15 protein-coding genes are annotated in these 13,243 nt (G+C 61.9%); 3 read left to right on the forward strand and 12 right to left on the reverse strand.

The window, feature by feature from the left end:
* Positions 1-2 precede the first annotated feature (2 nt).
* From SB786_RS30715 to SB786_RS30735, 5 genes are all read right to left on the reverse strand, one after another.
* A complete protein-coding gene (locus tag SB786_RS30715) occupies positions 3-215 on the reverse strand; it encodes a tail protein X (protein ID WP_012327677.1) in 213 nt (70 codons plus the stop codon).
* Positions 215-697, reverse strand: a complete 483-nt coding sequence (locus SB786_RS30720) for a head completion/stabilization protein (RefSeq protein WP_410730739.1) — start codon at positions 695-697, stop codon at positions 215-217. Before SB786_RS30720 ends, SB786_RS30715 begins: the two co-directional genes overlap by 1 nt.
* A gap of 104 nt (positions 698-801) precedes the next feature.
* On the reverse strand, positions 802-1,488 hold the full coding sequence (locus tag SB786_RS30725; RefSeq protein WP_410730740.1) for a terminase endonuclease subunit: 687 nt from the start codon (positions 1,486-1,488) through the stop codon (positions 802-804).
* Complete coding sequence (locus SB786_RS30730) at positions 1,485-2,504, reverse strand: phage major capsid protein, P2 family (protein ID WP_410730741.1); 1,020 nt, start codon at positions 2,502-2,504, stop codon at positions 1,485-1,487. Before SB786_RS30730 ends, SB786_RS30725 begins: the two co-directional genes overlap by 4 nt.
* Before the next feature lie 36 nt (positions 2,505-2,540).
* Positions 2,541-3,365, reverse strand: coding sequence for a GPO family capsid scaffolding protein (locus tag SB786_RS30735; protein ID WP_410730742.1), 825 nt, complete (start codon positions 3,363-3,365; stop codon positions 2,541-2,543).
* Between the two features lie 144 nt (positions 3,366-3,509).
* On the opposite strand from SB786_RS30735, the gene SB786_RS30740 reads away from it, so the two are divergent.
* Complete coding sequence (locus SB786_RS30740) at positions 3,510-5,261, forward strand: terminase ATPase subunit family protein (protein WP_410730743.1); 1,752 nt, start codon at positions 3,510-3,512, stop codon at positions 5,259-5,261.
* The gene (locus SB786_RS30745) at positions 5,261-6,313 is read left to right on the forward strand and encodes a phage portal protein (protein WP_410730744.1); all 1,053 of its coding nucleotides are present in this window, start codon (positions 5,261-5,263) and stop codon (positions 6,311-6,313) included. The genes SB786_RS30740 and SB786_RS30745 overlap by 1 nt, the downstream gene beginning before the upstream one ends.
* A 393-nt stretch (positions 6,314-6,706) precedes the next feature.
* On the opposite strand, the gene SB786_RS30750 is transcribed toward SB786_RS30745, so the two are convergent.
* The 6 genes from SB786_RS30750 to SB786_RS30775 form a co-directional block, all read right to left on the reverse strand.
* Positions 6,707-7,360 carry a hypothetical protein gene (locus SB786_RS30750; protein WP_410730745.1) on the reverse strand — a complete coding sequence of 218 codons (654 nt, stop codon included), beginning with the start codon at positions 7,358-7,360 and terminating at the stop codon, positions 6,707-6,709.
* 11 nt (positions 7,361-7,371) lie between these two features.
* A complete protein-coding gene (locus tag SB786_RS30755; RefSeq protein ID WP_410730747.1) occupies positions 7,372-7,965 on the reverse strand; it encodes a hypothetical protein in 594 nt (197 codons plus the stop codon).
* The gene (locus SB786_RS30760; protein ID WP_410730748.1) at positions 7,962-8,756 is read right to left on the reverse strand and encodes a TIGR04255 family protein; all 795 of its coding nucleotides are present in this window, start codon (positions 8,754-8,756) and stop codon (positions 7,962-7,964) included. The genes SB786_RS30755 and SB786_RS30760 overlap by 4 nt, the downstream gene beginning before the upstream one ends.
* Positions 8,757-9,059: 303 nt before the next feature.
* Positions 9,060-10,178, reverse strand: a complete 1,119-nt coding sequence (locus SB786_RS30765; protein WP_410730749.1) for a DUF3396 domain-containing protein — start codon at positions 10,176-10,178, stop codon at positions 9,060-9,062.
* A 9-nt stretch (positions 10,179-10,187) separates the two neighbouring features.
* On the reverse strand, positions 10,188-10,916 hold the full coding sequence (locus SB786_RS30770; protein ID WP_410730751.1) for a VRR-NUC domain-containing protein: 729 nt from the start codon (positions 10,914-10,916) through the stop codon (positions 10,188-10,190).
* Positions 10,913-11,440, reverse strand: coding sequence for a PAAR domain-containing protein (locus SB786_RS30775; protein ID WP_410730752.1), 528 nt, complete (start codon positions 11,438-11,440; stop codon positions 10,913-10,915). Before SB786_RS30775 ends, SB786_RS30770 begins: the two co-directional genes overlap by 4 nt.
* A gap of 626 nt (positions 11,441-12,066) precedes the next feature.
* Between SB786_RS30775 and SB786_RS30780 the strand changes: the two genes are divergently transcribed.
* The gene (locus SB786_RS30780) at positions 12,067-12,270 is read left to right on the forward strand and encodes a hypothetical protein (RefSeq protein WP_006757125.1); all 204 of its coding nucleotides are present in this window, start codon (positions 12,067-12,069) and stop codon (positions 12,268-12,270) included.
* Positions 12,271-12,352: 82 nt separating this feature from the next.
* On the opposite strand, the gene SB786_RS30785 is transcribed toward SB786_RS30780, so the two are convergent.
* Entirely contained in the window at positions 12,353-13,153 is an 801-nt protein-coding gene (locus SB786_RS30785) for a cystine ABC transporter substrate-binding protein (protein WP_410730753.1), read from the reverse strand.
* Between the last annotated feature and the right edge of the window lie 90 nt (positions 13,154-13,243).

A 13,243-nucleotide genomic window follows, 5' to 3' on the forward strand; every position in this document is an offset into this window, starting at 1 on the left:
TCTCAGTCCCATAACTGGAGCCGCTCGGCGCCGGATTGCGCCGCTTGCGGTACTTCGTCGGGCAGCTCAACGAGCAGCCCGTGAGGCAGGATCGGGCCGTACTGCGCCAGGTCCCGGTTGAGGTCGAGCACCGCTTCGACGACGCCGCGCGTGCGGCCGAGCACGCGCCAGCAAAGCGCGTCGATGGTTTCCCCCTGGAGCGCCCGCACCTCCATCAGATCAGCTCCACCGTCACGCGAGAGCGCCCGATGATGTCGCTGATGGCCCAGCGGACATCGCGGCGCAGCTCGTCGCCCTGGGGCTCCAGCTCGTCTGCGCGGCGTGCGCCATCGCCTGTCGTGTCGTAGTCGCGGTACCGCTCGATGAGCGTCGCCTTCGCCAGGCAATACACCGCGCGCCGGTAGTGCTGCAGCCGTACGCTTTCGCCGTCGAGCTGGTCGGCCGGCGCGTCGGCCAGGCAGGTGATGCCGGCATCGCGCCAAGCCGCGCGTGCGCTGCGCAACTCGTCGTTTACCTCGGCGATCGCGGCGAGGAGCTCGTGCCGCAGACGGGCGTCGGTGATCGACCCGTCGAGGCGCATCGTGTCGCGCGCATGCTCGAGCGACACATCCGGATAGAACGGGTCGTTCTTGATCGGCTTGGCGGGTTCCGCATCCGCCGGCGCACGCGGCAGCGGCGGGGTCGAGACAAAGGACATGGTCGGGTTCGTCAGGTTGATCGGTAGAGGCGGTGGACGGGGCTTTCGCGCGGACAGTGCCGGCTACGGCCCCGTGCCGCCTGGTGCGCGGGGTACGCTCGGTGTCAGCCACCGGGGCCGGACTGGCCCCCGTTGGCGGAATTCTTCAGCTCGCGCTCGAGCCGCTCGATATCCTTCTTCACACCCACGTTCGCGAAGAGCTGCAGCGCGCGGCGTAGATGGTCGAGGGCACGCGCCGGATCGGAAGCGGAGAGGCCGTAGCCGATCGCCTTGTGCAGCTTCGCGCGAACTTCGTCGGGCATGTCGGCCGTTGCCGTGAGCTGCTCGATCTCGACGAGCGGCTCGACCTGGATTGCATCGCCGGCGCGATGGGCGCGCAGCGCGGCCTCGGCGAATTCCTCGACGAGCAGACACGGCGTGCTGCGTTTGTACTGGTCGGGCAGCGGGAGAGCGTGCTGCAGGGCATACGCACCGATCTCGAGCGCGCCCTGGTAGTCGCCGACGTCGACCCGCCAGACCATGATCGTCATCAGCACGTCGTCCTGGGCGCCGGCCGCGCCGTCGAGTACGCCCGCGACCCACGCGTCGTATGCGGGAAGAAACTGCCGCTTCAGGTCGGCCTTGCGCTCGAGCGACTCGACGGCCTTCAGCGCGCGGCGGTGTTCGTCGAGCTGCGCGAGCATCAGCGTGTACGCCGAGTCGTCGCGCAGCCCGCCGGCACTCGTCGGCGTGCCGCGCGCGGCCGTGGCCGCGACGGTCCGCTGGAAGTGTTGGCGGAAAGGGTTCGTCATGCGCCACCTTGCGGAGCGGCCGGGGCAGCGTCGACGAGCTGGATGTCCTCGACCACGCAGCCGGCGCCGTACTGCTCAATCACGTACGCATCGTTCGAGCTTTCATAGTTCTCGATGCGATCGCGTTCCGGCTTGTCCACGAGCGAACGCCGGCGAGCTCCGGTTTGCCAGTAGATCGACAGGTTGTCCAGGCGCGTGATCATCAGCGCATGAGCCGGGAAGAACGGAACGCTGACGGCCGGCAGGTTGCCGATGCGCTTCTGCGACACAACGATGTCGGTTGCCAGCGTTTCGGTCGACGGCTGCGCCTGGTTGATGAGCGGGAAATACTTGTCCTGGAGCAGCTCGCGGCCGCAGATCACGACGAGTTTCGGGTCCTCGGTGTACCACGGGTCGAGGAACTCGTTGCGCGCGAGCGAAACGACGGCGTCCAGATTCTTGAATTCTTCGCCTTTGCCGATCTTCACGCCCGAGAACACGCGCTGTTTCGCGTTGTTGCGGTACTGCTGCAGCCAGCCGATGTTCACGTCCTGCAGCAGCGGATTCGCAGCGAGATCGGTGTCGGCCGCGACCTTCTCGCCGTTCCAGCCAATCATGATGCGATCGAGTGCCTGGCGAATGATGATGGAGTCGCGCAGACGCGCCTGGAAATCGGGGAATTTTGCCCACGCGTCGAGCTGCTGGTAACGGGAATGGGAGTCGTAGTTCGTCTGCTCGCAGCGGTATTTCTGGTTGTCGAGCGCCGACACATCGCGCGTCTGTCGCTCGCGTTTGGTCGTGTCCGTCCGGCTCGCGATCGGGCCGGATACGCCGAGACCGATCTTCTCGCCTTCCATTTCCTCGACGCCGATAATGTTGATCAGGCCAAGGAATGCGCTCGATTGCTGAATCTTGGTTTCGAGCGTTTGCTGCACGCTCGGCGCCACCGAAAATTTCTTCGTGGCATCGCTGATGCCGTTGAGTTCCTGGATGCGGGCCAGGAACCGGTTGTACTGCTCGCGGGTAGTGTTCAGCATGGGTTCTTTGTCTCTGGGAATAGGGATGAGGGCGGGTTAGCAGTCGGTCTGCGCCCCGTTGTCGCTGCCCGTCGACGTCGGTCGCTGTTGCGTGCTGCTGTCGGTGCGCGACAGTTTCTGGACCAGCTCGCTGTGTCGCTTCTCGCCGTCCTTCTGCGCGCGCTTCAGCTCGTCAACGTTCGTGTTGAATTTCTCGAGCTGCTCCAGCATCTGGCTCTGGCTTTCCGCGAGCGCGACGACCGATTGCGACAGGTCGGAAAAGCGCTGGTCGTCGGTGGCTTCCTTGCGGTTCAGCAGGCCGCGTACCTTCGAGAACAGCGACTTGCCGGCATCGGCGGTACGCGGGGGGGCATCCTCGTCTTCGATCTCGATGTCGGCTTCGATGGCGGCGCTGAAGAGGTTTTCCGGGCGCTGCTTCCGTGCGTCGTACGCTTTGTGCTTCGCACTGAACTGCAACATTTCCGTGCCGAGGCTTGCCGGGTTGTCGGTGACGGCGAGACCGACCAGGTACGCCTCTCCCGTGCCGGCGAAATCGGGATCGACTTCCATCGACGTGTAGACCTTCTGCCGCTGCTCGGTGGTCAGCGCGACCAGGTCTTTGGTCGGCGACAGTTGCGCGAGCAGACGCATCTTTCCGTCCTGCTCTTCTGCCTTGAGCGCGATCACGTCGCCATACGCGCGGAACGTGCTATCCGGGGTGTAGCCGCGAATGTGTTCCATGTTGATGCGTGCGCCGTACGTTTTCGGGTCGTAGCTGCTCGCCATCTGTTCGAGCATCGCGCGATCGATCGTGCGGCCGTCCGTCGTCGCGCCTTCGGTCGCGATCCGGAAAAACTTCGTCTTCTTTGCGTCCTGTGCCATGTGCGAATCCGCTGAGAGGGGGCTGTGTTCAGGGATTCCAGTTTCGGCAGTTCGAACCGGAGTCGCAATGCGTGATGGTTGTGCGCACAACCGATACAACCGTATGAAGTAGGGCCTACGCGCGCGCGTCGGTAGCCTTGCTGCATGACTGCACTTCCCATTGATTCATCCGACGTTGATCCGCGCCGACGCGCACGCGACCTGTACTGGCAGGGGTATCGCATCGCGCGTATCGCCGAGCTGCTCGGCGTGAAGGTGGCCACGCTCTATAGCTGGAAAAAGCGCGATGGATGGGACGAGACCGAGCCGGTCGATCGCGTCAACATGACGATCGAGGCGCAGCTCATAAAGCTCGTCACGAAGGAGGCGAAGGAAGGGCGCGACTTCAAGGAGATCGACCTGCTGACGCGTCAGCTCGACCGGTTGCGATCGCGACCAGCGAACGATGCAAAGGTGAGCGAACCCGGAGGCAGTGGCGGCACGCGCCGATCACGCAGCTCAGACGACCGCAACGCATTCAGCGAAGAGCAGATCGAGAAGTTGAACGACGCGTTTCTCGAATCGATCTTCGACTATCAGCGCACCTGGTATCGGGCAGGCTTCAAAGAGCGGATTCGCAACATCCTGAAGAGCCGGCAGATCGGGGCGACCTGGTACTTCGCGCGCGAAGCGCTGCTCGATGCGCTGAACACGGGCCGCAATCAGATCTTCCTGTCGGCCAGTAAGGCGCAGGCGCACGTGTTCCGCCAGTACATCGTCCAGTTCGCGAAGGACGCGGTCGGCGTCGAGCTGAAAGGCGATCCGATGGTGCTGCCGAACGGCGCGACGTTGTACTTCCTCGGCACCAATGCGCGCACGGCCCAGAGCTATCACGGCAATCTGTATTTCGACGAGTACTTCTGGGTGCCGCGCTTCCAGGACCTGCGCAAGGTTGCGTCCGGCATGGCGATTCATTCGCAGTGGCGCCAGACGTATTTCTCGACGCCGTCGAGCCTCGCGCACGACGCGTACCCGTTCTGGTCCGGTGCGCTGTTCAACCGCGGTCGGCCGAAAGATCAGCGCGTGACGATCGATATCTCGAACGCGGCGCTCGCGGCCGGCCGCGCATGCGCTGACGGCCAGTACCGACAGATCGTGACCGTCGAGGATGCCGTGCGCGGCGGTTGCAACCTGTTTGACCTCGAACGGTTGAAGCTCGAATACAGCGCCGACGAATACGCGAACTTGCTGCTGTGCCAGTTCATCGACGATTCGCTGTCGGTCTTCCCGCTCGCGACGTTGCAGACGTGCATGGTCGACACATGGGAGGTGTGGGACGACTTCAAGCCGCTGTACCTGCGCCCGTTTGGCGACGAAGAGGTGTGGATTGGTTACGACCCGTCGCACACGGGAGACAGCGCGGGCTGCGTCGTGCTGGCGCCGCCGAAGTATCCCGGGGGGAAATTCCGCGTGCTCGAGCGGTTCCAGTGGCACGGCCTCGACTTCGAAGCGCAGGCCGCGCAGATCGAGGCGTTGACGAGGCGCTACCGCGTGACCTACATCGGCATCGACACGACCGGGATCGGGCAGGGCGTCTATCAGCTCGTCACGAAGTTTTTCCCGGCCGCGACGCCGTTCCACTACTCGGTCGAGATCAAGACCGCGCTCGTGATGAAGGCGCAGAACGTGATCCGCAAAGGCCGGCTCGAGTTCGACACGGGCTGGAAGGATCTCGCCGCCGCGTTCATGGCGATCAAGAAAACGATCACGCCCAGCGGGCTGCAGGTCACGTACAAGGCGAGCCGATCCGAAGAGGCGAGCCACGGCGACCTGGCCTGGGCGTGTATGCACGCGCTCGCGAACGAGCCGCTCGAGGGCGCGACGAGCACCAATACCGGATTTATGGAGCTTTTCTGATGTCACGCAAGATTCGACGCGGCGCCGGGCGCCGCACGCATGGCCGTGCCGAGCAGGCCGCCGAATCCACGCCGGCGCCGACGCCGCGCACGGAGGTGTTCTCGTTTGGCGATCCGATCGAGGTAATGGATCGGCGCGAACTGCTCGAGTATGTTGAATGCATGCGGATGGGGAACTGGTACGAGCCGCCGCTGCCCCTGGACGGCCTCGCGCGCTCGTTTCGAGCCGCGCCACACCACAGCTCGGCCATCTACGTAAAGCGCAACATTCTCGTGCAGTCGTACATCGAGCATCCGCTGCTACCGCGCGCGGACTTCAGCCGGTACGTGCTCGAGTACCTGGTCTTCGCCAACAGTTACCTCGAGTTGCGCATGAACCGGCTCGGCGCACCGATGGCGCTGAAGTCGTCGCTCGCGAAGTACACGCGGGTCGGCGTCGAGCCAGGTCAATACTGGTTCGTCACGAACGTGCGGGAGCCGTACGAGTTCCCGAAGGGCTCGGTCTATCACCTCTACGAGCCCGACCTGAACCAGGAGATCTACGGGCTACCCGAATACCTGTCGGCGTTGAACTCGACCTGGCTGAACGAAAGCGCGACGCTGTTTCGCCGGCGCTACTACAAGAACGGGAGCCACGCCGGCTTCATCCTGTACATGACCGACGCGGCCGAGAAGCAGGAGGATGTCGATAACCTGCGCTCGGCGCTGAAGAACGCGAAGGGGCCGGGCAATTTCCGGAACCTGTTCATGTACGCGCCGAAAGGGAAGAAGGACGGCATCCAGCTCCTGCCGATCGGCGAGGTTGCGGCGAAGGACGAGTTCTGGAACATCAAGAAGGTGACGGTCGAGGATCAGCTCGCCGCGCACCGCGTGCCGCCGCAACTGATGGGGATCATCCCGTCGAACGCGGGAGGGTTCGGTGACGTGGAGAAGGCGGCCGGGGTATTCAATGGCCTCGAGATCGAGCCGCTGAAGGCGCGGCTCCGGGAGCTGAACGACTGGATCGGGACCGAGGTCGTGCGGTTCAGAGACTTCGAGATGCCGAAGGGCTGACGCCCGAGCGCACACCAGGCAAAGCAAAAAGCCGCCGGGCACTTCGGTGCCGGCGGCTTTTTTGCGTCTGTCGATCATGCAAGGTCGGGGCGGACTAGGGCGCCTCAGAGTGGCTGCCGCCTGGATGCCCCCCAAGAGTCGGGCGAGCCCGCCGCAGGGCCGTGGCGGGCCGCGTGACGCGCCGGAGGCGCCGTCCCAAGGGCCGGACCCTGCCCTTGGGATGACGATCAAGACCCGGCGCGCGCAGTTGTGACCCCGCCCCACCTGCCCGCAAAAACGAACGGTTTTTATGCACTCATGCGCCCGGCGCTCGGGGCCGCCTGGCGGGGGCCGCGCGGCGGTCGGCGGGCCGATTCTTCTATGCAGTTTTATGCGCCTTGGTTATGCAGGTCACTACTTTGCTGCCGAATGTGGCGCAGGAGCGGGTGTCTCTGTCGGGCCATCTTTAGCGGCTAGGAATTTCCTACCTTCGCCATTCGCCCAAATTCGAAAGCGATGCCTCATGAGACGCAATTCAGATGGCCGGAGGTAAAGAAATGGCGCCGGGGGGAATTGAGCTCGGACCTTCTTTAATTTCCCATGCTTTTCAAGGAAATCCCGTAAATTCATAACTGCAGCGGTTTGCGCGTTATTTCCGCCCGCAATTACTTCATCGCTGAATCCGAAATGGGCATGCGCGAAATCAATCTTTCCATTTATGGGAAGCGGTGCATCGAGCAGTACGAATTCTTTCGGGCCACCGTTGGAAAGCACATCGCGCAGACCGCGGCTGTTGAATCGATGGGCCCCTACTTCCACGCGACCAGATTTCCGCAACAAGAAATCAAACACAAACATTTTTAGGCGTCGAGGCGAGGAGTAGCATTGGCGCGCAACAGACTGCTTGCGCGCCAGTAAATTTTTTTTTTGAAATGCTTGTCGATTAAATGTTCCGGATTCCCAGTTGTACGGCTCTACAACTGCAAGCAATATGTCTTCTTTGTCGGTGATCTTCCCCGGCGAAACATTAAAATTGTTCAATCGTTGTTCGTTATTGGAATCCGACATCGCTGAAATGCTCAAACAGTGAGGTAACCTTTCAAATCATCCGGCATTCCACTCCCGGCGACTGCTGTTTGCGTGCCAGGAACGTATCGTCCATTCTTGAAATACGCATAGCCATAGCTATCGTCGCCCTCAAACATTGCGGCCGCCTTCTTTGAACCATCGACCCATTCGAGAGTGATGATTCCATCGAGACCAATCGTGGCGTTGGGTAAAGGAATATCGCCGGGAAGCTCCTCAATGAAAACGAGCGCTTCAGGGACGGCCACCGTGAGAAGTTCGGTTGAGTCCTCGTCATCTAACCCGTCTAGATCGAGGAATCCCAAGATTTGCCGCCCGAGAAGTAACTTTTCTTTGGATCGGTCTACAAGTGGTACATCCGCGATGATTTCCCCGCTCGATTCAGTAAAGGAATTGTCACCACTAGTCGGAATGGTTGCTGCGCTGAATAATTTTTTAATTCCAGGGCTGTAAGCAAATCCAATCCATTTGCTATCCTCTATTTGGATTTCTGGAAATTCCTCAAACGCAAAGCTGGCGGCTGTCGATCGCAGCCACGGATTATTAGGGCGATTTGAAAAACCGAGATCAAGTGTAATGGCAGTCATTTCCTTTCCTCCGGGCGCAACAGTTCGTTCAACTGTGGGGTAACGAGAGATTGAAACGCCACGCGTGCCGCGAGGTTTGCGGCGTGGAACCAATCGGCTATCTCGTTTACTGCGGTGTTCCCGCTTTTTTCGATCGACAACTGAACAATACAACCATTCACCTGATTTGCCTGACCCTCGGCCACCTGAATCAACAAATGCGACCCATTTGGGCTGGGAATCGGCAATTTTGTTTGCGATGTAGTCGAAATTTCCGTCGCTGTGGCACGGAGTTTATCGACAAAACCGTCCGGTAGAACCGACTTCAGGCCCAAATATTCCGACGAGAATTGCGCATAATTTCGGAAATTATGCTTCGCGGTGAAGGAGTTAAGATACTTGAGCTGAAGCGACTTGATCTTTAAAAATCGCTCCGGATTAGGGAAGGATTGAAGCAGTGCGTCGACCGCCGACACAACGGTAGGTTCGAAGTCTGGCCATCCGGTATAGGTTTGACCTGACATATTGACCGTGAATACGCCAGGTCCGAGCTGGGCTTTAGGCCAAACTTCCGCGGACGGAGCGAAGCGCAATATGGGTTGCCACGCGAGCAACTGCTTGGGCACTTGGGGCGGCACCAATTCTTGCACGTTTGCGAATCCAGCAGCCAACATGCGCGGAGTCAAATCTGCTCGAATGACATCAAAGAAGGGGTCGACGGCCGCGCCGGCCGGCATGACCAAGGAAGTTAGCTCCCATTGGACCTCGCATATCACTTCCACGAGAGAGGGATTCTGGTAGATGATGCCCATCGAAGCGGTCTAGTAAGTATCGAAAAATTGGCTTTGGTGGAAGCTTATCAGGAACGGGCGATGGCAAGCGACATCTTACGCGGCATACTGCCACATCCCATGTCCGTTGTACTTGGTGACGTCAAGGTCGTTCCGTCACCTTCACTCGCTCATCCGAGGGCGATGCAGCAAAATTGCAGCTTCAACGGGCGGGGCTTTTGCAGTTCTAATATTTCCGTAAATCTTTGATTTAAAAGGAAATGTTGTGCGACGGTAAAGCTGCCGAAGGCAGTGTTTGGCGAACGAACGCTCGCGCCTACAAGGCTATGCGCGTTCATTGTTGAGTTTGCGCGTTTTATGCAACTCGGCCCAGTAGGCATTGAGCTGCTCGTCCGACACATTGAAGCGCCGCAGCCACCCTTCGGTCGCGACGACCGTATTGAGCAGCGGCGCAGTGCTATCGAGCGTCCCGTCCTGCAGGGTCTCGACCGAATTCGCAATGATCGGCTTCAGCGCGCGATTCAGAATGACGTACGCGGCCGGCGGCGAGACGGGGATTCCGGGTCCGTTGGACACGCCGGACTCCGGCGCGACGCCGGCCTTGATCAGTAGGCCGCCGTCACCGAATGGCTGGCGGGAGAACCAGTCAGGCGGAAGCATGAGCGACGATGCGCCGCCAGCCGCGCGAACGAGATCCCCGTCGAGCGCGTTCAGCCAGTCGACGGTCTTGATCTTCGTGTAGAGCTTGCGGACAGTCGATCGCATCGGATCGCCGACGTCGATGCCAGGCCCGAAGCGACGCGCGTAGAAATACTCGCTGGCTTCGTTCGGCCGCCGCCCCATCGGGGGCACGTTCACGGCCAGGCCGCCGTGCCCGTGGACGGTCGGTAGATCCTTGGCGAACGCATTGAACAGCGTTTCGAATACGCCCGGCCGCTGGACGAGAAACGCGCGCGGCACCGTGAAGGCCAGGCCGTCGAGACCGCGCTTGCGCGCTGCTTTCCCTTCGCTCAGCGCGAACACGGTAAATTCGTAGAACCCGGCGGCGAGCTTGTGCTCGGCGCTGGTCATCGCGACCGCGAGCGTTTCGTCGGCGGGCACGCGCGCCGCGATGCTCTCGAATCCTGGGGCCTTGTCGTATTGGGCCGGCTCTTCGCCTTCGGCGTACAACCAGCGCAGCGGACCCGATTTCGACGCCGGTTCGCCAGCGGCCGCCTCGAGCGCGTGGTGATATTCCTCGATCGCCGCGTTGTATTGCTTGAAGCAGCGCACCAGTGCCTGGCGCACGTCGGGGGCGAACCCGTTGCGGAAGTACAGCACCCCCCGCACGACCAGGGCGGCACCCGTGATTCCCTTGCGGTGCGCGGGTTCGTACAGGCCGAAAGGCATCGTGTCCGCACGGCGCGGATCCTTTGCCCAGGCTGCGATTTCGTCGTTTGTCATGGCGGCAGATTACAAAGCGGGGAGCGGCGGCAGAGGCATGGGCTGGAGCGGTGGAGCTCCCGGCGCACTCGTGCCGGTCCCGAACAGTTCGTCCAGGTCAGATTGTGAAGCGGTTTGCCTCGAGCGCGAAGTTTCCTTCTGTCCGTTGTCGTCTCCGCATCCGCAATCAGCCGCGCCGAGGTGGACGAACTTGGAAGGGCCGCCGGCAATTTCGATGTAGTCGTCCTCCTGGTCGGGGCCATACGCATCCCCGGGAAACTTCATCTCCACGACCGTCTTGATGTTCGACTGCACCGGCGGCTGTGACGGGTCGTTCACGATGACGACGTCTGGCCGCCGGACGTCGCCTTTCTCGTACTTCTTGCCCTTGCTCGGCCACACGTCCTTGATCCATCCGCGAATCCCAGTATTGGGCTCGAGCGGGTCGGCATGGTCCATGATCGGCTCAGGCGGATCCGTCGTCATATCGTACGGCTGTTCCGGGCGGTATTCAGTCGGGACGCCCGTCTGCATCTTCGATACTTCGTTCGGCAGCCCGAGCCGCATCTCAACGCACCGCTGCCGCTGGATGGTCCCGGCTTTCGTCGCGACGCCGATGCGTCGGCACTCGCAGAACGTGTGGCACAGAACCTTGCGGTCTTTCGGCGAGAGCTTGGCCGCGCTTACTCCGACTTGGGTTGTCTGGCCGCCCTGGCTCATGCCCCCGGCGGACGAGCCCGGGGAGTAGCCACCGCTCATTCACTGCTCCCTGGTTGCTGGAACGACAGAGACGACGCCTGATGGCTGCTGAGCCAATCCGTGTGGCCGCTGGCATCAGTCGTGCCTTGGATCGTCTGGCCGTCCGCGGATGTCACCGTGTACGGATGATTCGCGATCGGCGCGCGGGTCTTGTCGTCGACGAGCTGGAAACGTCCACGATACGCACCGTCATCCTGCGCGACGTTCTGCGCCAGAACGCTCTTACCAGCGCCGACCGAGCCGCCCGCGCCGGACGTCGGTTCCACCGTCGCCTGGCCCTGTGACGCGAGCAGCGTTGCACCGCAGGCTGTCTTGTCGCCCTGGGTGGCCACCGCCCGGCCACCGAACGTCATGCTGCGAACCCTGACGCCAACAATCGGATAGACCCCGCCGCACTTCGGACACGACACCATGTCGCCCTCCAGCGCGAGCGGCTTGCCGAAGACGACATTGGTCGACATGCAGGCGAGTACGCGGCCGCCGTGGTCGGTTGCGTCACCTTCGCGGATGAATGCTGAACTCATGCCCAATCCCCAGAGGAAAAACAGCGAGGAATCTAGCATGCCGCTATACCCCGCTTCCCCTGTCAGGACTGACGGGACGCACTCTCCGACCGCGTTTCCAATCAGCAGTGGAACCTTGCCAGACAAGGCAAAGAGGCAGATAGAACGGCCCGTTTTGGAAACGCGGAATTGCGCTAAGTCCTTGCAATGGTTGACATTTTCGAGTGCTTTGTAATCATCAGGTGGCGGGTTCGAGTCCTGCAGCCGGCACCAAATCCGAAAAGGGGTTACGGAATTTTCCGTAACCCCTTTTTTCGTTTCGGCGCAATCCCACCTCCATCTGCCACGTCGCGCCGACGGGCGCGCCGCCCGCGCGCTGCATTTCCGCCAGCCAGCACGCCTCACTACGCCCCTTCCCCTGTCACGCCCGCGTCACGCTGCACCCATAACGTTGCACATTCCCGTCGCGGCACCATCGTCGCGATCCGGGCGTGCGCACCCCGCACGCGACGCCGTGCCCGCGTCGCGCAAGCGGCCAACCGGGATCTCGCTCCCGGCAGCGCATCGACCATGCACCGCGCCATTCCATTCGAAAACACGATCGACGCCGATTGAGTTGGATCGCGGACGATCAGGAGACACGGACCATGCTGAGTCCACATGAATTCTCGATGCTGCTGCGCATTGCTCGCGCGCCGGACAGCGTCGACCCGTCGAACCCGGCTTTCGCCGTGCTCGTCGAAAAGCGGCTCGTTGACGATACGCAGGTACGCGTGAATGCGGTGGCTGCACGCCCGGCGCTGACACCGATCGGACAGTTGCTGCTCGCGCGCTTCGACGAAGCCGCTTGAGAGGAAACGAACAGAACCGCAGAAGAGCGTCACGCCTTCGCCGCGGCGAAGGACGTGACGCGATGAAAGCGCGGCGAACCGCTTACTGCGCGAGCGGCACCGTCACGTCGCTGCCGAACCAGTGCATCGAGATCTTCTTCAACGTGCCTTCCTTGCGCAGCGATTCCAGCGCATCGTTGATCGCCTTCTCGAACTTCGGATTGCCCTTGCGGAACGGGATCGCCATCTCCTGCTTGCCACCGTTCAGCACCGCGCCGGAGCGCAGCGGCAGGTTCGACGTCTTGATCATGTACGGCAGCATCAGGCGGTCGTCGAGCGTCGCCTCGATCCGGCCCGCGGCGAGGTCGCGCAGCTTTTCCGGCGCGCCCGGGTACGTCTGCACCTCGATGCCCGGCACGCTGCGCGCCATCTGGTCGTAGTTGGTGCCGAGCGTCACGCCGAGCTTCTTGCCCTTGAAATCCTCGAGCGACTTGAAGTTGCGCGTGTCGTCCTTGCGCTGGATCAGTTGCGCGGCCGAGTACGTGTACGGCTGGCTGAAGTCGAGCACTTCCTTGCGCTGCGGCGTAATGGTGACCTGGTTGACGATCACGTCGAACTTGCCGGCCTGCAGCCCCGCGATGATCCCGCTCCATTCGGTCGGGATGAACTGTGTCTTCACGCCGAGCTTGCTGGCGACCGCATTCGCGACGTCGACATCGAAACCCTCGAGCTGACCCGAGGTGCCGCGCGAGTTGAACGGCGGATACGTGCCTTCGAGCCCGACGCGCAGCACGCCGGTTTTCTTCACCGTGTCGAGCAGATCTTCCGCGTGCGCGGCGACGGCCGTGAAACCGAGGGCCGACGCGAGCAGCAGGCCCGTCAGCAGAAACTTCGAACGTTTCATCGCAGATCTCCAGTGTTCAGTGTGGTAATTATGCGCCGGGCATCGAGCGTGCCCGGGCTGGGCCGGAATGCGGGCACGTAGACACTACTC

The organism is Burkholderia sp. SIMBA_062 (assembly GCF_046534765.1).
GTDB classification, from domain to species: Bacteria; Pseudomonadota; Gammaproteobacteria; order Burkholderiales; family Burkholderiaceae; genus Burkholderia; species Burkholderia ambifaria.

What these genes read in the sequence shown, in the direction of transcription:
- SB786_RS30715 (WP_012327677.1), bottom strand. Translation starts at nt 215, where the DNA reads ATGGAGGTGCGGGCGCTCCAGGGGGAAACCATCGACGCGCTTTGCTGG.
- SB786_RS30720 (WP_410730739.1), bottom strand. Translation starts at nt 697, where the DNA reads ATGTCCTTTGTCTCGACCCCGCCGCTGCCGCGTGCGCCGGCGGATGCG.
- SB786_RS30725 (WP_410730740.1), bottom strand. Translation starts at nt 1,488, where the DNA reads ATGACGAACCCTTTCCGCCAACACTTCCAGCGGACCGTCGCGGCCACG.
- SB786_RS30730 (WP_410730741.1), bottom strand. Translation starts at nt 2,504, where the DNA reads ATGCTGAACACTACCCGCGAGCAGTACAACCGGTTCCTGGCCCGCATC.
- SB786_RS30735 (WP_410730742.1), bottom strand. Translation starts at nt 3,365, where the DNA reads ATGGCACAGGACGCAAAGAAGACGAAGTTTTTCCGGATCGCGACCGAA.
- SB786_RS30740 (WP_410730743.1), top strand. Translation starts at nt 3,510, where the DNA reads ATGACTGCACTTCCCATTGATTCATCCGACGTTGATCCGCGCCGACGC.
- SB786_RS30745 (WP_410730744.1), top strand. Translation starts at nt 5,261, where the DNA reads ATGTCACGCAAGATTCGACGCGGCGCCGGGCGCCGCACGCATGGCCGT.
- SB786_RS30750 (WP_410730745.1), bottom strand. Translation starts at nt 7,360, where the DNA reads ATGTCGGATTCCAATAACGAACAACGATTGAACAATTTTAATGTTTCG.
- SB786_RS30755 (WP_410730747.1), bottom strand. Translation starts at nt 7,965, where the DNA reads ATGACTGCCATTACACTTGATCTCGGTTTTTCAAATCGCCCTAATAAT.
- SB786_RS30760 (WP_410730748.1), bottom strand. Translation starts at nt 8,756, where the DNA reads ATGGGCATCATCTACCAGAATCCCTCTCTCGTGGAAGTGATATGCGAG.
- SB786_RS30765 (WP_410730749.1), bottom strand. Translation starts at nt 10,178, where the DNA reads ATGACAAACGACGAAATCGCAGCCTGGGCAAAGGATCCGCGCCGTGCG.
- SB786_RS30770 (WP_410730751.1), bottom strand. Translation starts at nt 10,916, where the DNA reads ATGAGCGGTGGCTACTCCCCGGGCTCGTCCGCCGGGGGCATGAGCCAG.
- SB786_RS30775 (WP_410730752.1), bottom strand. Translation starts at nt 11,440, where the DNA reads ATGAGTTCAGCATTCATCCGCGAAGGTGACGCAACCGACCACGGCGGC.
- SB786_RS30780 (WP_006757125.1), top strand. Translation starts at nt 12,067, where the DNA reads ATGCTGAGTCCACATGAATTCTCGATGCTGCTGCGCATTGCTCGCGCG.
- SB786_RS30785 (WP_410730753.1), bottom strand. Translation starts at nt 13,153, where the DNA reads ATGAAACGTTCGAAGTTTCTGCTGACGGGCCTGCTGCTCGCGTCGGCC.